At 38.0% G+C, this 21,797-nt stretch carries 23 protein-coding genes; 9 read left to right on the top strand and 14 right to left on the bottom strand.

Annotation, left to right across the window (positions count from 1 at the left end):
• The first annotated feature begins 13 nt into the window (after positions 1 to 13).
• The 3 genes from rfaF (at position 14) to M1F25_RS00845 (ending at position 2,977) form a co-directional block, all read left to right on the top strand.
• A complete protein-coding gene (gene rfaF, locus M1F25_RS00855; protein WP_181489016.1) occupies positions 14 to 1,060 on the top strand; it encodes an ADP-heptose--LPS heptosyltransferase RfaF in 1,047 nt (348 codons plus the stop codon).
• Positions 1,060 to 2,022, top strand: a complete 963-nt coding sequence (rfaC, locus tag M1F25_RS00850; protein ID WP_181489670.1) for a lipopolysaccharide heptosyltransferase RfaC — start codon at positions 1,060 to 1,062, stop codon at positions 2,020 to 2,022. The genes rfaF and rfaC overlap by 1 nt, the downstream gene beginning before the upstream one ends.
• Before the next feature lie 94 nt (positions 2,023 to 2,116).
• Positions 2,117 to 2,977: a WlaTC/HtrL family glycosyltransferase gene (locus M1F25_RS00845; protein ID WP_140172951.1), complete on the top strand. Its 861-nt coding sequence runs from the start codon at positions 2,117 to 2,119 to the stop codon at positions 2,975 to 2,977.
• Positions 2,978 to 3,032: 55 nt separating this feature from the next.
• On the opposite strand, the gene M1F25_RS00840 is transcribed toward M1F25_RS00845, so the two are convergent.
• Both M1F25_RS00840 and waaA read right to left on the bottom strand, forming a co-directional pair.
• Complete coding sequence (locus M1F25_RS00840; protein ID WP_125895036.1) at positions 3,033 to 4,493, bottom strand: glycosyltransferase family 39 protein; 1,461 nt, start codon at positions 4,491 to 4,493, stop codon at positions 3,033 to 3,035.
• A gap of 199 nt (positions 4,494 to 4,692) precedes the next feature.
• Positions 4,693 to 5,973, bottom strand: coding sequence for a lipid IV(A) 3-deoxy-D-manno-octulosonic acid transferase (waaA, locus tag M1F25_RS00835; RefSeq protein WP_004265144.1), 1,281 nt, complete (start codon positions 5,971 to 5,973; stop codon positions 4,693 to 4,695).
• A gap of 191 nt (positions 5,974 to 6,164) precedes the next feature.
• On the opposite strand from waaA, the gene coaD reads away from it, so the two are divergent.
• The gene (gene coaD / locus M1F25_RS00830) at positions 6,165 to 6,650 is read left to right on the top strand and encodes a pantetheine-phosphate adenylyltransferase (RefSeq protein WP_036959128.1); all 486 of its coding nucleotides are present in this window, start codon (positions 6,165 to 6,167) and stop codon (positions 6,648 to 6,650) included.
• 10 nt (positions 6,651 to 6,660) lie between these two features.
• Here the strand turns inward: coaD and mutM are convergent, their stop codons facing one another.
• Positions 6,661 to 7,470, bottom strand: a complete 810-nt coding sequence (mutM, locus tag M1F25_RS00825; protein ID WP_004265140.1) for a bifunctional DNA-formamidopyrimidine glycosylase/DNA-(apurinic or apyrimidinic site) lyase — start codon at positions 7,468 to 7,470, stop codon at positions 6,661 to 6,663.
• 114 nt (positions 7,471 to 7,584) lie between these two features.
• Here mutM and M1F25_RS00820 point away from each other — a divergent pair, with 114 nt between their 5' ends.
• Positions 7,585 to 8,592: a glycosyltransferase family 8 protein gene (locus tag M1F25_RS00820; RefSeq protein WP_181489014.1), complete on the top strand. Its 1,008-nt coding sequence runs from the start codon at positions 7,585 to 7,587 to the stop codon at positions 8,590 to 8,592.
• Positions 8,593 to 8,662: 70 nt separating this feature from the next.
• Here the strand turns inward: M1F25_RS00820 and M1F25_RS00815 are convergent, their stop codons facing one another.
• The 9 genes from M1F25_RS00815 to radC form a co-directional block, all read right to left on the bottom strand.
• Positions 8,663 to 9,598: a glycosyltransferase family 8 protein gene (locus M1F25_RS00815; RefSeq protein WP_181489012.1), complete on the bottom strand. Its 936-nt coding sequence runs from the start codon at positions 9,596 to 9,598 to the stop codon at positions 8,663 to 8,665.
• A gap of 2 nt (positions 9,599 to 9,600) precedes the next feature.
• Positions 9,601 to 10,398: a lipopolysaccharide core heptose(I) kinase RfaP gene (gene rfaP / locus M1F25_RS00810; protein WP_181489010.1), complete on the bottom strand. Its 798-nt coding sequence runs from the start codon at positions 10,396 to 10,398 to the stop codon at positions 9,601 to 9,603.
• Positions 10,385 to 11,506: a glycosyltransferase family 4 protein gene (locus M1F25_RS00805; RefSeq protein ID WP_181489008.1), complete on the bottom strand. Its 1,122-nt coding sequence runs from the start codon at positions 11,504 to 11,506 to the stop codon at positions 10,385 to 10,387. The genes rfaP and M1F25_RS00805 overlap by 14 nt, the downstream gene beginning before the upstream one ends.
• Positions 11,507 to 11,509: 3 nt before the next feature.
• The gene (locus M1F25_RS00800; RefSeq protein ID WP_181489006.1) at positions 11,510 to 12,472 is read right to left on the bottom strand and encodes a glycosyltransferase family 2 protein; all 963 of its coding nucleotides are present in this window, start codon (positions 12,470 to 12,472) and stop codon (positions 11,510 to 11,512) included.
• A 1-nt stretch (position 12,473) separates the two neighbouring features.
• Positions 12,474 to 13,685 (bottom strand): O-antigen ligase family protein, encoded by a 1,212-nt coding sequence (locus M1F25_RS00795; protein WP_181489004.1) that lies wholly within the window; start codon positions 13,683 to 13,685, stop codon positions 12,474 to 12,476.
• Entirely contained in the window at positions 13,682 to 14,731 is a 1,050-nt protein-coding gene (gene rfaQ / locus M1F25_RS00790) for a lipopolysaccharide core heptosyltransferase RfaQ (protein WP_181489002.1), read from the bottom strand. The genes M1F25_RS00795 and rfaQ overlap by 4 nt, the downstream gene beginning before the upstream one ends.
• A gap of 198 nt (positions 14,732 to 14,929) precedes the next feature.
• Complete coding sequence (gene rpmG / locus M1F25_RS00785) at positions 14,930 to 15,097, bottom strand: 50S ribosomal protein L33 (protein ID WP_004265124.1); 168 nt, start codon at positions 15,095 to 15,097, stop codon at positions 14,930 to 14,932.
• Between the two features lie 11 nt (positions 15,098 to 15,108).
• On the bottom strand, positions 15,109 to 15,345 hold the full coding sequence (rpmB, locus tag M1F25_RS00780; protein WP_004265123.1) for a 50S ribosomal protein L28: 237 nt from the start codon (positions 15,343 to 15,345) through the stop codon (positions 15,109 to 15,111).
• A gap of 274 nt (positions 15,346 to 15,619) precedes the next feature.
• Positions 15,620 to 16,288 carry a RadC family protein gene (gene radC / locus M1F25_RS00775; protein WP_004906900.1) on the bottom strand — a complete coding sequence of 223 codons (669 nt, stop codon included), beginning with the start codon at positions 16,286 to 16,288 and terminating at the stop codon, positions 15,620 to 15,622.
• A 180-nt stretch (positions 16,289 to 16,468) separates the two neighbouring features.
• Here radC and coaBC point away from each other — a divergent pair, with 180 nt between their 5' ends.
• The 3 genes from coaBC (at position 16,469) to slmA (ending at position 18,939) form a co-directional block, all read left to right on the top strand.
• The gene (gene coaBC / locus M1F25_RS00770; RefSeq protein ID WP_140172662.1) at positions 16,469 to 17,680 is read left to right on the top strand and encodes a bifunctional phosphopantothenoylcysteine decarboxylase/phosphopantothenate--cysteine ligase CoaBC; all 1,212 of its coding nucleotides are present in this window, start codon (positions 16,469 to 16,471) and stop codon (positions 17,678 to 17,680) included.
• A complete protein-coding gene (dut, locus tag M1F25_RS00765) occupies positions 17,667 to 18,122 on the top strand; it encodes a dUTP diphosphatase (protein ID WP_181489000.1) in 456 nt (151 codons plus the stop codon). Before coaBC ends, dut begins: the two co-directional genes overlap by 14 nt.
• A gap of 217 nt (positions 18,123 to 18,339) precedes the next feature.
• On the top strand, positions 18,340 to 18,939 hold the full coding sequence (gene slmA, locus M1F25_RS00760; protein WP_004906897.1) for a nucleoid occlusion factor SlmA: 600 nt from the start codon (positions 18,340 to 18,342) through the stop codon (positions 18,937 to 18,939).
• 49 nt (positions 18,940 to 18,988) lie between these two features.
• On the opposite strand, the gene pyrE is transcribed toward slmA, so the two are convergent.
• Both pyrE and rph read right to left on the bottom strand, forming a co-directional pair.
• A complete protein-coding gene (gene pyrE, locus M1F25_RS00755) occupies positions 18,989 to 19,633 on the bottom strand; it encodes an orotate phosphoribosyltransferase (protein WP_125895057.1) in 645 nt (214 codons plus the stop codon).
• 112 nt (positions 19,634 to 19,745) lie between these two features.
• Entirely contained in the window at positions 19,746 to 20,459 is a 714-nt protein-coding gene (rph, locus tag M1F25_RS00750) for a ribonuclease PH (protein WP_140172663.1), read from the bottom strand.
• A gap of 123 nt (positions 20,460 to 20,582) precedes the next feature.
• Between rph and M1F25_RS00745 the strand changes: the two genes are divergently transcribed.
• Positions 20,583 to 21,446: a YicC/YloC family endoribonuclease gene (locus M1F25_RS00745; protein WP_004906895.1), complete on the top strand. Its 864-nt coding sequence runs from the start codon at positions 20,583 to 20,585 to the stop codon at positions 21,444 to 21,446.
• Positions 21,447 to 21,797: the final 351 nt, after the last annotated feature.

The following is a 21,797-nucleotide window of genomic DNA, read 5'->3' as shown; positions in this document are numbered from 1 at the left end:
TGAAAAATCATTTATGAAAATATTGGTGATCGGCCCTTCATGGGTAGGGGATATGATGATGTCACAAAGCCTTTATCGCACGATCAAGGCTTTACATCCCCATGCACAGATTGACGTGATGGCGCCACAATGGTGCCGTCCTTTACTCGCCAAAATGCCTGAAGTTAGCGAAGCCATTCCTATGCCTCTCGGGCATGGCGCACTGGAAATTGGTGAACGTCGTCGATTAGGTAAAAGTTTGCAGGTAAATGGCTATGATCAAGCGATTGTGTTACCAAACTCATTAAAATCTGCACTTGTGCCCTTCTTTGCAAAGATCCCCAAAAGAACGGGGTGGCGTGGCGAAATGCGCTATGGCCTACTCAATGATATTCGCCCATTAAATAAAGAAGCGTTTCCTTTAATGGTGCAACGATACGTTGCGCTTGCTTATGATAAGCAAGCTATTCAATCAGCTTCCGATATTCCGACCCCCATTTTACCGCCTAAACTAGTTACGGTGCCGCAAGAAGTCACTGAAACCCTGCAAACCTTTGGGGTTGATGGTTCTCGCCCTATTATTGGTTTTTGCCCAGGGGCAGAGTTCGGCCCCGCCAAGCGCTGGCCTCACTACCACTACGCTTCTCTTGCTCAAACACTGATTAGCCAAAAAGGCTATCAGGTGCTACTATTTGGTTCGCAAAAAGACCATGAAGCCGGTGAAGCTATTCGTTTAGAGCTGACCGATGATGCTAAATTGCATTGCCATAATTTTTCAGGGAAAACATCGTTAGAACAAGCCGTTAATCTAATCGATGCCTGCCATGCCGTTGTCAGTAATGATTCGGGTTTGATGCATGTCGCAGCAGCACTCGGTAAACCGCTTGTCGCCTTATATGGCCCAAGTAGCCCTGATTTCACCCCGCCATTATCAGATAAAGCAGAAGTGATCCGCTTAATTACCGGGTATCACAAAGTGCGTAAAGGGGATGGTGAAAGTGGTTATCACCAAAGTTTGATTGATATCCAACCCCAATTAGTTATCGATGCATTAGCTCGGTTAAATATAGGTATTGAATGATGAGAGTATTATTAGTCAAAACATCTTCAATGGGGGATGTTTTACACTCATTACCTGCACTGACCGATGCACAACAAGCTATACCCGATATTCAATTCGATTGGGTCGTTGAGGAAGGCTTCGCGCAAATCCCAACATGGCACAGTGCCGTTAACCAAGTGATCCCTGTGGCCATTCGCCGCTGGCGAAAAAATTGGTTTTCTGCCCCGATCAGAGCCGAACGTGCAGAGTTTCGCAAGAAATTACAAGCAACACATTATGACGCGATTATTGATGCGCAAGGGTTATTAAAGAGCGCTTTTCTTGTCACCCGCTTAGCTCATGGCGATAAACATGGTTATGATCGCCATAGTATTCGCGAGCCATTAGCCAGCTTCTTTTATGACCATTGTTATGCTGTCAGTAAGCAACAACATGCCGTTGAACGTATTCGCCAGTTATTTGCCAAAAGCCTTGGTTATACCTGCCCAACACAGCAAGGCGATTACGCAATTGCTCGCCACTTTTTACAGTCAAAAGAAGAGCATCAAAGCCCTTATGTCATTTTCCTGCACTCAACTACCCGTGATGATAAACACTGGCCTGAAGAAAATTGGCGAGAGCTCATTGGACTGATGGCTGAAAGTGGCATCAAAATCAAACTACCGTGGGGAGCACCTCATGAGCAGCAACGTGCAGAACGATTAGCAAAAGGCTTTGACTTTGTTAAGGTCTTACCTAAACTTACCTTAGCGGAAGTCGCACAACAAATTGCTAATGCTAAAGCCGTCGTTTCTGTCGATACTGGACTTAGCCATTTAACCGCGGCACTTGATAAACCTAATTTTACCCTGTTTGGCCCCACTGACCCCGGCTTGATTGGGGGATATGGGCAAGGGCAGCATACGATTAAATCTCCGAGTAACCATATCGAGGATATAAGTGCTACATACACTTATGAACAGTTGAAACATTTTCTATAGAAAGGTATCTTAGCTACTCAAACTTTTTAATCTTTTACCACATCATTTACGTAGGCAACATTTTTCGTCTACCCAATACCAGACATTAATTATAATGAATAATTCAATTACAATCATAACGGCATTTTTTGACATCGGTAGAGGAAATTGGAATAGAAAAAATGGTCGCCCAAATTCACTAGAATGTACAAATGAAACTTACTTTAAATATTTTAATAGGTTAGCAAAACTTGATAACGATATGATTATCTTTACAACTTCAGATTTACAAGAAGAAATTCTCTCCATGAGAAAAGGTAAAGTAACTCATATAATCACAATTAATCTTGATAAAAAATTTAAGTTTATTCTAAAAAAAATTGCACAAATTCAAAATAGCGATGAATTTAAAAAACTAATTAAGCCTAAATTACTACGTGCACCTGAATACTGGTCGCCACAGTATGTTTTGATTAATAACCTAAAACCTTTTTTTGTCAAAAAAGCGATTGATCTAGACCTTGTTGATAGTGAATTCGCGGCATGGGTAGACTTTGGATATATACGAAACAATGGAAGTATTTATGGTATAACTGAGTGGCATCATTCTTTTAATCCTAATAAGATCCATTTGTTTTCTATACAAAATACACTAGCTCTAACAGATAAAAATGCAATATTAGAAACTATTCTAAATAATAATCCACATATAATTGGTGGTGTATTAGTGGCCAGTAAAGAAAAATGGCCAGAGTTTTATAAAACTGTATTTGAAACTCAAAAAGAATTTTTATCTTCAGGCATTGTTGATGATGACCAAGGTATATTCTTAACCTGCGCTAGTAAATACCCAGACATTTTCCAATTAAATTACTTAGGGTATATGAAATGGCGTGATGTATTTAGATTATTCAACCATGGTTCAAAATACAACCGTTTTATACGTTTGGCTATATCGTTAAAATTAATTCGGTAAATATGTCTAATATGTAAGAATAGGCCTTTAAAAAGGCTCTATTCTCAACTAGAAATTACTTCTCTGGCGCAATAAACCCAAAGCACATAGTTTCAGGTTCTGCATCTGGTTCAGAACGATAAATCACATCCTCTTTTTCTATCGTAAACTGTGGCCAGAACTTACGAACCTTAGCGAAGTTTTCATGGGCGCAATCATCATATTTCTTGCCCAGCAATAACGCCCCATGTTGGCGAATTTCAGCTTCTGTAATATCACGGTTGTACACATTTGGCGGCATATGTTTTTCCATTGACCATGGCTGGATCACATGTGGCCTGTCCTTACCATAAATAATAAACCATTGATATTGATTATCTTCTCCGCCAACATATTTTACTGGCGTACCATAACGCTGATACCAACGTTGCTCACCGTCTGCTATCAAGGTTTTTACACCAATAAATTTTTGCCCTGCTCCACGGATATTCGCAGCCTGAACCGTGATATAACCAACCACCACTAAAACACCAAAAATGGCAAAACCAACCAATGACTTCTTAAACGGTTTTCTTGGCATCACGGTTATTGAGCCAACAAATAAAGGCGCACTAATAGCCATAAATGGCTGCAACCATTCAGTTATTCGACCACCATCGTGGAAAGAGAACCAGCCATAGATCACCACCAGTGGAAAAAGAAGAATAAAGTTAGCCAAACGATTAGGTAATGCTTTCGGCCATCCTAACTTTCCACCACTGCAATAAACAATAATCGCAGCAATGACTAACGGATAAAACACGCTAAGTGCTGCTTGTGTGGTATGAAGATTAAACCCAGGGTCGATTTGTGAGTCCACCCATTTGAAAGCCGAAAAGTCCGTTGCCATCAACCAAAAGAAATTTGGTAATACCAAAGCAAACCACAAAGCGATCGCAAGGTAAAAAACAGGTTGACGATAGCTTTGGCGAACCTGTTTCACAAATAGGGTTAATAAGAAAACAGACCCAACTAATGCTAACGTTGAATATTTCCCCATCGTTGCAAGAGCTGAAAATAAAGCAAACGGCAACCACCATGCAGGGTTATCATCAACAGCACGTAAAAAGAAATAAATAACCCAAGGCCATAATGTCACTAAAATATAGTTATCATTATAAGGAATGATATCGAAATTAATAACACCTGATAAATTCAACATTAGCATTGCAAACCAAGCGAGGTCGCGGCGCCCAGTTAAACGGAAGGCTAGTTTCCACACACCAAGTAAACCGAATGCGATACCCGCAAAGTGGCTAAAGTACCAATAAAAACTATAGGAGATATCAAGATAAATTGCCGGCCACATCATAACGCCAACAAACCATGGGTTTTTAGGTGATCCCCACTCCCCGTTCATCCCCCAATTTACCGCTTCTACTGTGTCATAAGGTACGGTTGGGTCGAAATAAAAACTCGCTAAGATCCAAGCTATGGCATAGCTTATGACCCATACATAAACATATTTATTTGAAATTGATTGATTAATGGCTGGCATATAGTCTTAGAAAGATAAGCAAAAGTTCCAACATTCCATTTGGATACTACTCTAATAGTAATAAACCAAATCGAATGACTCTATAATAAACGAGGCAGTGTACTATAGTTTAAATGCAATACTAGGATGTGCCAGAAAATATTCACAATCTATTGTTGTAATGTTCAAGTTAATATTCAAAAAAAGACATTACTTGGCATTATTGCTCTCGCGGAGGCAAATAGGGTTGCAATAGTTTTAATAATCTTTGAAGGGCACCTTGGTTCTCATGAAGAACTTCGGCGGCATGACGTCCATAATATAACCGGTAATCTTCATCAGAAAGCAAACTCGTCACGGCTTGAGCCATCGATTCACTATCTGTCACCGTAATTAAGCCATCTGCTTGAGTCAGTTTTCCGCAAATATCTTTAAAATTAAATGTGTGAGGCCCCATTAATACGGGTAGCGCATGGGCTGCCGCTTCGAGCGGGTTATGCCCCCCAGTCTCTACCAAGCTTCCCCCAACAAAGGCAATATCCGCAATTCCATATAGCAACATCAATTCGCCCATGGTATCGCCAATCACCACTTGGACATCTGCAGTAGGGATCGTATTGGCACTACGACGAATAAACGTTAAACCAGCTTTTTGAGTTAGTTCTTCCGCTTTTGCAAAGCGTTCAGGGTGACGCGGTACTAAAATTAATAATAGATCAGGAAATCGTTTTAATAACTGTTGATGTGTTTCTAAAACAATGGCTTCCTCACCCTCATGAGTGCTGGTCGCTATCCAAACTGGGCGATGTGCTGCCCATTGGCGGCGTAAAGTTATTGCCCTGACAGCTAATTCAGGCGTTACAGAGATATCAAACTTCAGGCTCCCTGTTACACTCAATTGCATCCGCCGCAACCCTAATTGAACGAAACGTTCACCATCTTCCTGATGTTGTGCTGCGACCATAGTGACATTACGCAGCATACGTTTCACAAAGCTACCGAGCTTTTGATACCCAGCAGCAGAGCGCTCAGAAAGTCTCGCATTCGCAATAACCAATGGAATTTTACGTTTATACAATTGGTTAATCATGTTTGGCCATAATTCAGTTTCCATAATGATCACAAGTTTTGGGTCGACTTGTTTCAGGAAACGGCGCATTGAACCAGGGAGGTCATAAGGTAAATAGACGTGGTCGACATCATCACCAAACGCAGAAAGAACACGCTCTGAGCCAGTTGGCGTCATTGTTGTTACTGTAATTGGCAAAGACGGATAGTGATGGCGAAGTGCACGGACTAATGGAACCGCTGCGAGGGTTTCCCCGACAGAAACTGAATGTAATAAAATGCCTTGAGGTTTTACTTTTCCTGCACAAAAGCCGTAACGTTCGCCCCAACGTTTACGATACGCAGGCGCTTTACGGCTGCGCAGCAATAGGCGAACCCATATAAATGGCTGGATAAGATAAAGAAGTACCTGATATAAACGCAGCAATAACATTCGATCTGATTCACTTACCAAAATTGGCGCTATCTTACCATAAAGCTCAGATAAAAGTGTGCAGAATATGCACCTAAAAATAGCAGTAAAATCTTATCTACAGTTGCAACCATGCTAGATAGCCGATAATGTTAACGCTTATTCATGCTATTTTTTCGAATAGAAAATACAAACAACGAGATACTATCGCCATGAAACATAAGGCTATTTACCCTGGTACGTTTGACCCTGTGACATCAGGACATGTTGATATTGTTACCCGAGCAGCAGCAATGTTTGACCATGTCTTGTTGGCTATTGCAAATAGCCAACGAAAAAACCCGATGTTTTCCCTTGATGAGCGCGTTGCCCTTGCTAAAGAAGTAACTTCTCACCTTGATAATGTTGAAGTTGTTGGGTTTTCTGAATTGATGGCTAATTTTGCACAAAAAAATGGCGCTAATATTCTTATTCGTGGCGTTCGTTCTGTGGCTGATTTCGAATATGAGTGGCAATTAGCGAATATGAACCGCCATTTTGTTCCTGACTTGGAAACCGTATTTTTATTACCATCGCAAAGTTTGTCCTTTGTTTCTTCTTCTTTAATCAAAGATGTTGCCCTTCACGATGGTGATATTTCGTCTTTCCTACCCCCAGTGGTTGCTGAGGCAATGTTAAAGAAACTCAATAAAAAATAGTAAAAGCGCACTATTTTTGACACTGCGGACAAAAGAAAGTACTGCGTTGCCCCTGTTTAATGCTTTCTATTGGCGTACCACACATTGAGCAGGGTTCCCCCTTTTTCCCATAGACAAACAATTCTTGGGCAAAGTAACCCGGCTTACCATCCGACTGTAAAAAATCTTTTAGTGTCGTGCCGCCTTGCTCAATGGAGCGTTGTAACACCTTTTTGATCTGTTGCACGAGTTCAGTAATTTCAGCCAGTGTTAATGTATTAGTGATTTTTTCAGGTGATATTTTCGTCGCAAATAATGCTTCATTGGCATAAATATTACCCACACCAACAACCACTTTGTTATCCATTAACCACGGTTTAACGGCCACTTTTTTCTTTTGCGCTAATTCATAAAGATATTGGGGATTAAAGGCATCTGATAATGGCTCAGGTCCTAAGTGTGCAAGTACCGAACTGTTTTCTAAATCATCACACCAGAGCCATGCGCCAAAACGACGAGGGTCCGTATAGCGCAGCACTTTGCCATCCCGCATAACTAAATCTACATGGTCATGTTTTTCTTCAGGTAATTCTTCGGTCAAAATACGCACACTACCAGACATTCCCAAGTGAACAATAATCCAGCCTGTTTGCAATTCAATCAGTAGATATTTGGCCCGACGTTGGACACTCAGAACCGCTTCATCTGATAAGCTTTTAATTTGTTCACTGACCGGCCAACGTAATCGACTGTTGCGTACAACTGCGTAAGAGATTGTATTTCCGACTAAATGTGGTTCTATTCCACGGCGGCTGGTTTCAACTTCTGGTAGTTCTGGCATATATCTCTACTTACAATACTAATTCATGATAAACTATTTTTTAAGCCGTTAAAAAATACGGCAACCACTCATAATACTGATACATAGAGACTCTTTTATCAACTGGATATAGATATGTTTTCTGAACGCTCAAATATATTATCTAAAAAAATAAAGTATGATTATAGTCACCCAGAACAAGATAGTATGAATATTATCTATGGGGTAACACAAAATTTTCTACTCGGTGCATTTGTATCAATGCAATCTGTCATAAAATTCAACCCGAATATACAATTGCATTTTCATTTTTTTGTTGAGAAAATTTCCGATAACTATCTAAAAAAATTAGAAAAAACGGCTAAAACATATAATATTGCTATTGATGTTTATATTATTAATAACACAAAACTAACATTCTTACCTATTTCAGAGCGTTGGCCTTATGCTACATTCTATAGAGTTATAGGCTTTGATATTCTGGCAGCTGATTATAAAACAGCGCTATATTTAGATGCCGATGTGATTTGCAAAGGCAACTTGTCTGAAATTGCCTCGCTAAACTTACATGAGTACTACTTCGCTATTGTTTCTGATTTACCTACGTTGCAAGAAAGAGCTAAAAAATTAGATATTGTTAGAAAATCTAATTATTTTAACTCCGGTGTTATGCTTGCCAATTTAGATAGCTGGAAAAAAAATAATCTCATGGAGAATTTTGTATCTGAAATTAGTAAAAATAAAGATAATTCTTTATTTCCAGATCAAGATATCCTTAACATGATATCTGATGGCCATAACCTTTATTTGGATAAAAATTATAATTTTCTTTACGGAATGGATGACGAACCTAAAATTAAAAACAGTGAATATTATAAAAAAAAACTTACCGATGATGTAAAGTTAATTCACTATGTTGGGGTGTCTAAACCATGGCATGAATGGGTTAATTATCAGTCTGCAAAGTTTTTTAGAAATGTATATAACGATTCAATATGGTCATCATTGCCTTTAGAAAAAGCACTTACCGCAAAACAGTGGAAAAAAAAGTCGTCTCATGAGCGTTGGCAGTCTAAGTATTTTTCAAGCTTAATTAGTCACTTAAATTACATTATTGTAAAATTAAAGAAAAAACTAAAATAATGATTATTAGCTATTTGCCTAATATCCTCTATTTACAGATATCCAAAGATATCTGTAAATAGAGTTGAAATTAACCTTTTAACTTATTTTTTAAATATACCAAATAAAATTTAATCGCTGTTCCATAACGTTTTTTGTGCCAAGCTTCACGGCAGTAAACTCTATTATCACTATTTTTCATTCTAGTTGAATAGCTTCTTAGTTCTGTATCTTTCCAGGGTGTTAAATGCTTATAAAATATAAACAAATTCTGAGATAACCCTTCATGTTCCTTAAACCATGGTTTCCTACCGCCTGTAAAATGCAGGATTTTAGGTATAGATGATTTTGAATAAAAGTATTTTTCTTTTTCATCTAAATCCATCCATGTGTATAAATAGTTCCATGAATGATCTAGTTTTACAATATGGTTCTCTAAGACTTTATTTAGTGCATCTTGGTCATAATAAATTAATGAGTCACCTTTTTCACTAATTAGCTGATTGATTTTATTTTCAACGTCAAAATCTAGCCAGTTATTGACGTTGATATATAAGAATCCAGCATTAAAATAATAGTTACTTTTTAACCCCAACCTTTTAGTGTTTTTATTATCAATATCATTTGGTGTATCTGATGAAACAGCACAAATATGGTTAGTAATATCTACATGATTAATCTCACTCAGATCAGAAAAGCATAGTGTATCAATATCCAAGTAAATAAAATTATTAACTTTACCATGTAGCATACGTGGCACAATTAGTCTCATATATGTAGACATATTAAGATGTTTTATACTAAACTTTTGATCATACTTTCGCATAACATCGTTATCGATATGATAAAAAATAATATTTGCCTTAATCTCCCTTAGCATATTAAGATTTTTTTGGCTCACATTGAAAAGAAATAAATGAAAGTATACATCATTATTAAGGTTATTAAGTGAAACAGATACAAGAGAGACAGCTAAATACTCAACGTAATTATCATCCGCACAGTAAGCAATATCAATTCGCCTCATTATTACAATCCTTTTCTTTCAGTTCTTTCTTTAATTATCAATGCATTACGTCTTGCTTTTTTAAGAAATTTATTATGTGACCGAAAAATAGACTTTAAATCAGTATTAAAATATTTTATCAAGAATCGATATATATCCCTAGATGTTAACCCTATATTCATAGAAGAAAAATATAGCCCAATTAGATCTTTATCTCTCCAACGCTTTGGTACTTGGCTTCTTATTTGAGCTCGATGTAAATCAATAATATACATTTTAATGTCTGTACTGATTTGATCAGTATTTTCATCCAATAAAAAGTGACATAAATAACAATCACGGTGATTCAATCCTGATGCATGCATTGCTGAAACAATTGATGCTAGTTTCAAAATAAGATTGAACTTTTCTTGAAATGTTGGGGGGTTAACTAACCATTTTTTGCAATAGTCTTCTAGACTAATCGTTGGATTCAAGTCTTTAGTAATTAAAAAAGACTCTCTAGTTAGCGGATTTATACCTCGTACACCAATAGCATAAGCATTCATTGTATCTATATTATTTTTCTCTAAGTGCTTTATTGCATCCCACTCTTGACGCGCATCTAATACAGGAAACCGAAAACTCAGAATATTTTTTAATATTTCAGAAATAGTAATACCATAGTGTTGTTTAATAAAGAAAGACTCATTTCCTACATAAAATTGTAGTGTCCTTCTATTTTTTACTTGGCGATAGACCTCCCCAGTAATCCTATTCACTTCATAGAAGGGATTCTTGCCTTCCCAGAGTTGGTCAAAGGGTGACTTACACTTTATCATTTACATATTCCTCAATAAAATCAACAACACGAGAGGGTAAACTATACAAATCATAGCTATTGGCAAATTTAATCGCATTATCTTTCATTTTTTCTAAATTCGAAGAATCAGTAAGAATTTCATTTAACTTTAGATTGAAATCAGATTGAGAAAAGGGTGAAGAAAGCACACTACCGCAGTGAGCTTTCATAATATAAGGAGCATATCCACACACATCACTCGCGATAAGAGGAACTCCAGCAACGATCGCTTCAATCAGAACAATTCCGGCAGCTTCTTGTCTTGCTGGATGTAATAATAAATCTGTAGCAGCAAGAAATACATGTATATCATCTCTAGGGCCTAAAAAGTGAACTTGTTCCTGAATATTAAGCTTTCCAGCTAACTCCTGAAATTTTTCTATTTTGTCTTGCCCAATGATGTAATAGACAATATTTTTTCTGACATTTTCAGGTAAGCTAGCAATAGCGATTAGGCTTCTATCCACCCCTTTGCGGAAATAATCTGAGCCAATTTGTACAATTATTTTTTGTTCCTGTACTAATTGATGTTCTTTTTTGAATGTTTCTTTCAGTACTTTCGATTGTTCACTCCATTTACGATCCAATGAAATCCCTGGAGGTAATAGTTTAAAACGTTCTTCTTGAGTTTTATATATTTTTTTAAAATCAATCACTTGATTTTCTGTTAACATTAATAGCTTAGTACTACTTTTTGGTGAGAATACCGACGCCTCAAATTTAATATAATGTCTATACCTTGGTAATAATTTGGTTAATGCTCCTCGTTTTTTGCTTGCAAAACAGACATCTGCCGCATAATAAATATCAAGGTTGGGCATTTTATTAAAACCCAATACACAATCTACATTCCGAGATAATAAATCCTTTTGTACCCATTCTGAATACTTTTTATTCCGAGTATGATTAGTTAAACCTTTCTTAGGTACCCGCACAAGATCAATGCCTAAAGGTATAGGTCCTTCCCAAAACATTGTGTACACAATAACGCTATAGTTTCGTCTTAGACATTCCTCTACAACATGCAAGAAATCCCGCTGTAATCCACCATAAGGAAAGAACTTATAGAGACAGAATGCAATTTTCATAGACTACCTTACTTTTTTCTTGGGATTCATCCAGTATTTTATCTTCGACACATAAAAATCAATTTTTGCATATTTCAGTTTTCTTATATTAAGATCGGCAGAAAAATTATATTTTTCTGCTATAAATATAATTTTTCTAGCCATACTATAGAACTCAGCATTATAGGCATAGTAACCGTTAGATTTTCTAATGTATTTTCTAATCAGCATCATTACTTTAACTAAGTAAATAATAAATAGCTTTATTTCTTCAGGGTTAGCATGTGTATCAATGAAGTGTAATGCCTTGTTTAAGGCGAAATAAAGGTCATCAATGTCACTTATCTTCACATTTTGTGTAATAGATTTACTCGTTTGAATATAGTGATATAATACACACGGTATATGTTTGATACTTTTCGCATTAATAAAAATGTAAGGAAGTAAAATAACATCTTCATAACGGCGAGAAACTTCAAATCTTTTATCTTTGAACAGTTTTCTTTGATAAACTCGACTAACGAGATGCCAGTATGATGCAGTAAAAACACCTTCAAGTTTAGAGCCGTCTTGGCTAGACTCCATTACTTTGTTTTGATAGGTAAAATTGAAACTAATAATATCATACTCAAAGCTAGATAAAATAGGTAGCAATACTTCAAAATAATTTGAAGTTACCATATCATCACTATCAATAAAACCAATATAGTGACCTGTTGCATGTTCAAGTCCTGTGTTTCTCGCAGCGGATACACCTAAATTTTTTTGATGAGTAATAACTTTGACTTGCCTAATTTTTCCACTCTTTGCTACCACTTCATTGATATAAGCCAATGTGCAATCAGTAGAGCCATCATTCACAATGATAAACTCTACATTACTAGGCGTCTGTTTTAATAACTTATCTAATAACATCATTATGCTATTTTCACGGTTATAAACAGGAATAATTATACTAAAAATATAATCTTTATTATCATGAACCATATTATTTATTGCCTATATTCTGTTTATATGAGCAAAGGCTAATAATGATAAAACAAGTCCCCCACATAACAATCATATTTCGCCCATAAAAAACCATATCACTCGTTCCATATGCTACAGTGGCTAATGCAAACATAAATTCATAGATATTTTTATTTCTATAAGCTCGATATAAAAGTAAGCCAATTAGCAATAAATAAGTAACCGCTCCGAAAATACCTCTTATAGAATAAGCATCAATAAGATCATTATGCAGGTTCACATTGGCAAACATCAGAGATGACTGTAAGATAGGTTTATTTTGAGCTAACTCTTGCATCCCTTGTAATCTTGATTCTAAAGACTGTCCCAATAAGTGATTGTTTCCTGTTTTTATACCAATTTCACTCATTGAAAATCTAGCCCCAAGGGAAGAATTACTATCATTGTGGGAATATTTCGTCAAATCATTTAGTGCATCATTTACACGTACAGTAAGTATATTTTTACTAAAAATAGCAATAGAGATTAGGGAAAGTAAAAAAAATAATAGTATTATTTTCTTATTATTAACTTTCTTAAACTCAAATGAGAAAAAGATAAATAACAAAACAGGCATGACTAATATTGCAGCTCTAGTCCCCGTCAACAAGACACAATAAAACAAGCTGAAAAAAATAAGTAGCCTAATGAAAATATTTAATTTGGGTAATGCTAGGGCCGCTATAGATAAAAATGTCAGTATGTACGCAGTACCTGTTGCAGGCATATTTATACTTAATCTTCCTGATATCAGTAAGTTATTAGGGTAAGTAAATACGGCTAAACCACATAGTACTAATACTACTAAATATATCAAAACCGAGACTTTTTTAATTTTAAGGCTAAATGAGTTCAATGCTAAAACAATGATAGAAATTGCTAGTGTAATTTTACCTGCATCTTTATATGACCGGTATGTTGATAAAAATTCACTTGAATTTCCTTGTTGTGTATATGCCCATATCAGCATCACTCCACCAAACATAAAAAATGCAAGTGCAAGAAAATTGATTTCAATTTTTTTTCGATTTTTTAAAAGGCTATATAAGCTACATATCGCAATAATATAAAGTATTTTCTCAACAAACTTAGGATTAAAAACATACATAGGGATACAAAAAAGTAGCAGTACGAACAATATGTCTGCAACTTTAATATGCTGTAGTCTATTTCCAATCATTAAAATACTCATATAGAAATACTCATCGGCAACATTTTCTCTGTGGCTTTAATTACATCAGAAGCTGGAATAATGGATAAATACTTTTTATCGCGATCTAGCTCTTCTCTCGGTGGCATAGCTTCATAATCACCCGCCCAAAATTGAACTACATTATCGCTCCAAGGCCGCCAAAAAATATGATTTGTCGCACCGAAAAGGCATACTATTGGCGTTTTAACTGCAGCAGCAATGTGCATTGGTGCAGAATCAACACCAATAAATAAAGCGGCATGAGCAATCAATGCGCCTAGCTCAGGAAATGAAGTTTTCCCTGCAAGTTCAGTAACAGGCTTTGTTTGGCAGCCATTTGCAATCTCATTGATACATTCCAAATCTTCTTTACTCGGCCCCGAAGTTAAAACCACTTGATAACCACGAGACTGCAATGCATCTATTACCGCTGAGAATTTTTCATTATCCCAACATTTAAAGATTTGACGGGCAGTCGGCTGGATCACAACATAACTACTGTGTACTCCAAGTTCGAACAAGCTCTTATTGATAGTGTCCCAATCTTGCTCTCTATATGCCATTTTAGTTTCATAGCATAATGTTTTTAAGTTCAATGGTTTTAGAATCGATAGATTGTTAGTGACGACATTATCGCCTTCTACATCAACTAGATGGGTAAAACTATTATGCCAATATTTGGAGTCTCTATGGGCAATCCGCTCGCTTATCTTCATTTTAGCCGGAATGCATCTTACCAAAGCTGCCACCATCCATTGGTCTGCTAGATTAACAACTAAATCATATTTATTTTGACGCAGCTTTAGCAGTAACTTAATAAAATTACAGGCTTTACTCAGCCCACCACTTTTTTTCCCTGACATACCGTACAACGTGTTAATTTCAGCATTTTCAGAGAGAATGGGGATTGTATCCTGATAAAGCAAAACATCAATTTCAGCATCAGGATATTGGTGTTTTAATGAGCTGATAACCGGTGTTGTCAGCAACATGTCCCCATGAAACCTCATCTTGATCACAAGAATTTTTTTAAACTGTTTTTTCACCAGGCACTCTTAGTCAAGTCTATATGTAAAAGACGATAGTCATTCGACAACAAATATCATTATTAATTCAATGAATACTTACTATGTTACTACTTTCATAATCATGGTCATAGCTTCGAATGCACATATCAGCGACAACCCAAATTTTAGATAAAAAAAAACTCAGCCGAAGCTGAGTTTTTAACGCAGAAAGCAAAATTATTTGATTTTTGCTTCTTTGTAGATCACATGCTTACGAACAACTGGATCGAATTTTTTCAGTTCCAGTTTTTCTGGCATTGTGCGCTTGTTCTTCGTAGTGGTATAGAAATGACCTGTACCTTCAGAAGAGACTAGCTTGATTTTCTCGCGAATACCTTTAGCCATTTTTTAGCTCCTTAGTACTTCTCACCACGGGTACGCAGTTCAGCAAGAACAGCATCAATACCCTTTTTATCGATAACACGCATACCTTTAGCAGATACACGCAGTGTTACGAAACGTTTCTCAGACTCAACCCAGAAACGGTGAGAGTGCAGGTTTGGCAAAAAACGACGTTTGGTCGCGTTTAATGCGTGTGAACGGTTGTTGCCGCTCATTGGACGCTTGCCAGTAACTTGGCAGACTCGTGACATGTCTATTCTCCAAAAATCTAATCAGCTCGAGCTTTTTTGTTCTGGGTATGGCCGCCTCGTCAGGCTTAGGAGCCCATCTCAGCAAACTTTCATTGACTGAAAAAACCGTTGATACCTAAATAAAGATTTACTTTACTAAAACGTAAAAATTTACTGAGATAGGCCCTTCTCGCCAAACCCAAGATCCTTAAAGGTGGCGTAGTATACGCTTTCCATCGTTTTCACTCAAGCCCAACACAAAGAAAGTTGTCATTTTTTAGGCAAAAAAATAATTTTATAACCATCCTCGCTCCACAAATGACACACATTGCTTATGCCCAACGACAAAATGGTCAAGCAATTTAATCCCCATAATAGTACAAGCACGTTGGATACGCTCTGTCACTTGCCTGTCTGCTACGCTTGGTTCCGGATTACCTGATGGATGGTTATGGGCGAGTATAATCCCGTTTGCATTCATTTTTATGGCAAAGCGAATGATTTCTCTGGGATGAACTTCAACTTTGTTCAAAGTACCTTTAAACAACTCTTCATGACAAATAATTTGATTTTTATTATTTAAAAATATCACGACAAAAACTTCACGCTCTTGCCCTGCGAACAAATCCAACAACTTTGCTTTCAACTGTTCAGGCCCAGTCATCACATCTTCATGTAAAAATTGTTCAGAGAAAAAACGGCGAGCTAATTCACTCACAGCCTGTAATTGGGTAAATTTACAACTCCCCATTCCTTTACATTGCTTGAGTTTTTCGTAGTCTGCTTGTAGAAGCAAATATACTGAACCAAACTCCTGTATTAAACGCTTCGCAAGCTGTAAAACGGGTTCGCCTTGGCTCCCTGTACGTAGAAAAATAGCGAGTAGTTCAGCATCAGATAACGCAGCTGCCCCGTATGCGAGTAGCTTTTCCCTTGGTGGTAGGTCTAGATGTTCACTCATCATATTTTTTGTCCCTAAATCCCTTGCTTCCTTTTTATCTAGTCTAAAAAACATTCACAATCACTCTCATAAGGGTTTGCGTAGCGCTTCGCAAAAATAGTACTGTGATGAAAAATCGAGCGCGCCACCTCGCGCTTCTCTGTGGTAATATGCCTCCCATGTTGACCGAATTGGATAAAAATAATGAATCAACTGTCACTATTAGGTAAGCAGATAGTTATTGGTATTAGTGGGGGCATTGCTGCGTACAAAATCCCTGAACTCACCCGCCGTTTGCGCGATAAAGGTGCGATAGTACGCGTTGTGATGACTCAAGGTGCTAAAGCCTTTATTACACCTTTAACCTTGCAAGCCGTTTCAGGGCATCCCGTTTCTGATGACCTGCTAGACCCTGCTGCTGAGGCTGCTATGGGCCATATTGAACTGGCTAAATGGGCAGATCTCATTATTCTAGCACCGGCTACTGCGGATTTAATTGCTCGCCTCAGTGCAGGAATGGCAAATGACTTACTCACAACAGTTTGCCTTGCTTCCGCAGCACCGATTGCACTTGTGCCAGCAATGAACCAACAAATGTACCGAGCAAAAGCAACCCAAGAAAATTTAATCAAATTGCAACAACGTCAATGTATGATTTGGGGGCCAGATGCAGGTAGCCAAGCTTGTGGTGATATTGGTCCTGGTCGCATGATTGACCCACTAGAAATTGTTCGTCTAACCAGTGAGTTTTTTACCCCTAAACTCGACTTACAAGGCATCAAATTAATGATCACTGCAGGCCCAACACGGGAAGCACTCGACCCTGTTCGTTTTATCAGTAACCATAGTTCAGGAAAGATGGGTTTTGCCATTGCTAAGGCTGCTAGCCAACGTGGAGCCGATGTCACTTTAATTGCGGGCCCTGTAAATATTGAAACACCAGAAGGCGTTAACCGAATTGATGTCATGAGTGGCTTAGAGATGTATGAACAAGTGCATCAAACCATTGCTGAACAAAATATTTTTATTGGTTGCGCTGCAGTTGCAGATTATCGCGCAAAAAACATTGCTGAAAATAAAATAAAAAAACAAGGTGATGAAGTTTCGATTACACTTATCAAAAACCCAGACATCGTCGCAAGTGTTGGAAATCTAAGGCACAATAGGCCATATGTTGTTGGATTTGCAGCTGAAACCCAAAATGTGGAAGAATATGCACGCCAAAAACGACAACAAAAACAACTCGACCTTATTTGTGCCAATGATGTATCACTAGCAGATAACGGATTTAATAGCGATAACAATGCATTACACCTTTTTGATGCCAACGGTGATACCCGTTTGCCTCACTGTAATAAAAATGAATTAAGCCACTATTTACTTGACGAGATACTTCAACGTTATGAAAAAAATTGACCTAAAAATCCTTGATAGCCGCATCGGTAATGAATTTCCTCTACCAGCCTATGCCACCACCGGTTCTGCTGGTTTAGATTTACGTGCATGCATTGATGCACCAATTGATTTGGCGCCAGGTCAAACAGAGCTTATTCCAACAGGTTTAGCTATTCACATTGATGATGAAAGTCTTGCTGCTGTCATCTTACCTCGTTCCGGTTTAGGTCATAAACATGGTGTTGTACTTGGCAATCTAGTTGGTCTCATTGATTCGGATTACCAAGGCCAACTCATGGTGTCAGTCTGGAACCGCAGTGACAAAGCTTTTACCGTTGAGCCTGGTGAGCGTATGGCGCAAATGGTGTTTGTCCCAGTTGTTCAAGCTGAATTTAATATTGTTGATGATTTTGACGCAACAGAGCGTGGGGCTGGTGGTTTCGGTCACTCTGGCCGTCAATAAATAGAATATCCTGATAACGAATATGCTAGATAGAACCTGAATTAGGTTCTATCTTTATGAATAAAAATAATCAGCCGCATATTTTCTTTCAGGAAGCTTGCTCAACATTACTTACATTTTAAATATTTTTTAAATCCATTTTGCTTCGTAAGCCTCTTTACTAAGAGCAAAATTTTGGATAGTTTGTTTTGCTGTTTTAGCAGGGGTCTTATTAGACATGGCAGAAAAAGCGATAACACAAAAACGTAACAGACGTGATGAGATTTTACAGGCTCTTGCGTTAATGTTAGAAAGTAGTGATGGCAGCCAACGTATTACAACAGCAAAACTTGCTGCTACGGTTGGTGTATCAGAAGCTGCGCTATATCGTCATTTTCCGAGTAAAATGAAAATGTTCGATAGCCTTATTGGGTTTATTGAAGACTCATTAGTTTCACGCATTAATCTGATTTTAACTGATGAAAAAGATACGATAATTAGAATTAAACTAATACTTGCCCTAATACTTGGGTTTTCCGAGAAAAACCCAGGGCTAACGCGAATCATGACTGGCCATGCTCTGATGTTTGAGCAAGATAGGCTGCAAGATCGTATTAATCAATTATTTGAACGTATAGAATCACAATTACGCCAAGTGCTAAAAGAGAAAAAAATACGTGATGGCCATGGGTTTATTCATGATGAGTCACTGCTTGCATCTCAATTATTAGCCTTTTGTGAAGGGATGCTCTCTCGTTTTGTGCGTTCTGAGTTTCGTTATCGGCCAACCGTCGAGTTTGAATCGCGCTGGCCTTTAATTCTAGCTCAGTTACAATAACCGATTATTTATACTACTCACCCCGCCCATCATTGGGCGAGGGCTTTTTTTACTCAATTCCGTATTGTTCGCGATAAGCCTTCATAGCCGCTAAATGTTCCTGCATACCGTCCTTTTCAGCAAGATAGGTGATTAAATCGCTCATGGTAATAATTGAGTAAACTTTACAGCCATAATCACGCTCAACCTCTTGCACTGCTGAAATTTCACCCTTACCTTTTTCTTGACGGTCGAGGCATAACAGAACACCATTCAACGTAGCTTGTTGTTGTTTAATAATTTCCATTGATTCACGAATTGCCGTCCCTGCGGTAATCACATCATCAACTACCACAACACGCCCTTGTAAAGGACTTCCGACTAACACGCCGCCTTCCCCATGGTCTTTAGCTTCTTTGCGGTTGAAGCAGTATGGCATATCGATGTCATGGTGCTCAGAAAGTGCTACCGCTGTCGTCGTTGCAATGGGGATCCCTTTATACGCTGGACCAAAAATGACATCACACTCAATTGCGCTATCTTGTAATGCTTGTGCATAAAAACGACCGACAAGTGCCAGATCACGCCCTGTATTAAATAACCCCGCATTGAAAAAGTAAGGGCTTTTACGACCTGATTTCAGCGTAAACTCACCAAATTTAAGTACCTGTTTTTTCATGGCAAGTTCAATAAAATCGCGCTGATAGGCTTTCATTGGTCATTCTCCTCGTTGATGATTATTTATCTATTTTCAAAGCTGGCACACTCGTTGATGAACCAGCAGGCATAAAAAAGGCGACTTTTCAGCCGCCTAATTAATGATTAACTTACTTCAGCGCTTCTCGCTGAGCTTCAAAAATGGTATTTAAACCTGTTTTAGCTAACGCCAATAGGGCTAATAACTCTTCATGACTAAACGGTTCGCCTTCTGCGGTGCCCTGTACTTCAATCATTCGGCCATCATCCATCATGACAACATTCATATCGGTTTCAGCTGCAGAATCTTCAACATACTCAAGATCACATAGAGCTTCTTGGTTTACAATTCCAACCGAAACGGCAGCAACCATTGATTTTAGTGGGCTTTTTACAATTTTACCTTGCTCAACCATGTTATTCAGTGCATCAACAAGCGCCACACAAGCACCAGAAATCGCTGCTGTCCGTGTACCACCATCCGCTTGAATAACATCACAGTCTAAAGTAATCGTGTATTCACCTAATTTTTTAAGGTCAACCGCAGCACGTAAAGAACGTGCAATTAACCGTTGGATTTCCATCGTACGACCAGTTTGTTTTCCTCGTGCAGCTTCACGTTGATTACGTGAGTTTGTTGCACGCGGTAACATGCCATACTCCGCTGTAACCCAACCTTGCCCCTGCCCTTTTAAAAAGCGAGGAACCCCTTCTTCAACAGTTGCATTACATAACACCTTCGTGTCGCCAAACTCAATAAGAACAGAGCCTTCTGCATGCTTAGTATAGTTGCGCGTGATGGTAATCGGGCGCATTTGGTCTGCTTGTCTATCTGCTGGGCGCATGGTGTTATCTCCATTATCAACTCAAATTGGGACGCATTATACGTTGTTCAAGCGATAATGCCTATCCTGTCATCCTGCATAGCGTTATAATCGCCTAAATCTTTACGATAATGGGAACGAATTATGATCCGTAGTATGACCGCTTTTGCCCGTCGGGATATCAAGGGTGAATGGGGGAATGCGGCCTGGGAGCTGCGTTCCGTGAACCAACGTTATTTAGAAACGTATATTCGCTTACCTGAGCAATTCAGAAGCCTTGAACCCGTTATTCGCGAACGTCTGCGTTCTCGCCTAACACGTGGAAAGGTAGAATGTAGCCTACGCTTTGAGTTAGATGGCGCAAATCGTGGTGAATTAATCCTAAATGAACAATTAGCACGCCAATTAATCAGTGCTGCGAATTGGGTTAAAAATTACAGCCATGAAGGTGAAATAAACCCATTAGAAATTTTGCGTTGGCCGGGTGTGATGTCAGCAGGTGAACAAGATTTAGATGTCATCAGCGAACAGCTACTGGCAGGCTTAGATGAAGCTATTGATGCTTTCATTCAAAGCCGTGAAGCTGAAGGTGCTTCATTGCATGCACTCATCGAACAACGCCTTGATGGCGTCTTAGTTGAAGTCGCAAAAGTACGTCAACATATGCCAGAAATTTTACAGTGGCAACGTGAACGCTTACAAAATAAGTTAGAAGAAGCTGATATTCAAGTGGATAACAACCGTCTGGAACAAGAACTTATTCTATTGGCTCAACGTGTTGATGTTGCAGAAGAACTGGATAGACTAGAAGCTCACGTTAAAGAAACGCGTAATATCTTGAAGAAAAAAGAGGCAACTGGTCGCCGCCTTGACTTTATGATGCAAGAATTCAACCGCGAAGCTAATACGTTAGCGTCAAAATCAATTAATAGCGAAGTCACAACTTCAGCCGTTGAGCTCAAAGTATTAATCGAACAAATGAGAGAACAAATTCAGAATATTGAATAATCACTCTGTAACGGTTTTAATCTATAAAGAAGCCAACCGATGAAGTAACCTTATTTATCGTTTGGCTTTTCTCTTTGAAAAGACCCTCAAACTAACTCGAAATAGGTACCAATTTTCATGAATTTTGGGCTTATATTCCATAAATCACCAATAGCATAGTTCCACAACAACCCTTCGAAAATATAAAAAGACGGGATAGTTCTTGGTCAACAAAAGAATTTACTCTTGCGGAAGAAACACTGACTGAACATATTTTACGCGGTAAACGTAATTATGTTTAATGTTAAAACTAACAAAAAAGAGAAAACCAAATTTATGGTTTTCTCTTAAATTGAATGTTATTTATAACGA

The organism is Providencia sp. PROV109 (assembly GCF_033681625.1).
Classification (GTDB): domain Bacteria; phylum Pseudomonadota; class Gammaproteobacteria; order Enterobacterales; family Enterobacteriaceae; genus Providencia; species Providencia hangzhouensis.
This window is presented reverse-complemented; position numbering and strand designations above follow the sequence as displayed.

Bases quoted from the DNA above. Each gene is read 5' to 3' on its own strand.
- mutM (WP_004265140.1), bottom strand. From the start codon at position 7,470: ATGCCAGAACTACCAGAAGTTGAAACCAGCCGCCGTGGAATAGAACCA.
- rpmB (WP_004265123.1), bottom strand. From the start codon at position 15,345: ATGTCACGAGTCTGCCAAGTTACTGGCAAGCGTCCAATGAGCGGCAAC.
- coaD (WP_036959128.1), top strand. From the start codon at position 6,165: ATGAAACATAAGGCTATTTACCCTGGTACGTTTGACCCTGTGACATCA.
- rpmG (WP_004265124.1), bottom strand. From the start codon at position 15,097: ATGGCTAAAGGTATTCGCGAGAAAATCAAGCTAGTCTCTTCTGAAGGT.
- waaA (WP_004265144.1), bottom strand. From the start codon at position 5,973: ATGTTATTGCTGCGTTTATATCAGGTACTTCTTTATCTTATCCAGCCA.
- M1F25_RS00800 (WP_181489006.1), bottom strand. From the start codon at position 12,472: ATGGTTCATGATAATAAAGATTATATTTTTAGTATAATTATTCCTGTT.
- M1F25_RS00845 (WP_140172951.1), top strand. From the start codon at position 2,117: ATGAATAATTCAATTACAATCATAACGGCATTTTTTGACATCGGTAGA.
- M1F25_RS00840 (WP_125895036.1), bottom strand. From the start codon at position 4,493: ATGCCAGCCATTAATCAATCAATTTCAAATAAATATGTTTATGTATGG.
- dut (WP_181489000.1), top strand. From the start codon at position 17,667: ATGAAAAAAATTGACCTAAAAATCCTTGATAGCCGCATCGGTAATGAA.
- pyrE (WP_125895057.1), bottom strand. From the start codon at position 19,633: ATGAAAGCCTATCAGCGCGATTTTATTGAACTTGCCATGAAAAAACAG.
- M1F25_RS00745 (WP_004906895.1), top strand. From the start codon at position 20,583: ATGATCCGTAGTATGACCGCTTTTGCCCGTCGGGATATCAAGGGTGAA.
- M1F25_RS00795 (WP_181489004.1), bottom strand. From the start codon at position 13,685: ATGAGTATTTTAATGATTGGAAATAGACTACAGCATATTAAAGTTGCA.
- rph (WP_140172663.1), bottom strand. From the start codon at position 20,459: ATGCGCCCAGCAGATAGACAAGCAGACCAAATGCGCCCGATTACCATC.
- slmA (WP_004906897.1), top strand. From the start codon at position 18,340: ATGGCAGAAAAAGCGATAACACAAAAACGTAACAGACGTGATGAGATT.
- M1F25_RS00805 (WP_181489008.1), bottom strand. From the start codon at position 11,506: ATGAAAATTGCATTCTGTCTCTATAAGTTCTTTCCTTATGGTGGATTA.
- coaBC (WP_140172662.1), top strand. From the start codon at position 16,469: ATGAATCAACTGTCACTATTAGGTAAGCAGATAGTTATTGGTATTAGT.
- rfaC (WP_181489670.1), top strand. From the start codon at position 1,060: ATGAGAGTATTATTAGTCAAAACATCTTCAATGGGGGATGTTTTACAC.
- radC (WP_004906900.1), bottom strand. From the start codon at position 16,288: ATGATGAGTGAACATCTAGACCTACCACCAAGGGAAAAGCTACTCGCA.
- M1F25_RS00815 (WP_181489012.1), bottom strand. From the start codon at position 9,598: ATGAGGCGAATTGATATTGCTTACTGTGCGGATGATAATTACGTTGAG.
- rfaF (WP_181489016.1), top strand. From the start codon at position 14: ATGAAAATATTGGTGATCGGCCCTTCATGGGTAGGGGATATGATGATG.
- rfaP (WP_181489010.1), bottom strand. From the start codon at position 10,398: ATGATAAAGTGTAAGTCACCCTTTGACCAACTCTGGGAAGGCAAGAAT.
- M1F25_RS00820 (WP_181489014.1), top strand. From the start codon at position 7,585: ATGTTTTCTGAACGCTCAAATATATTATCTAAAAAAATAAAGTATGAT.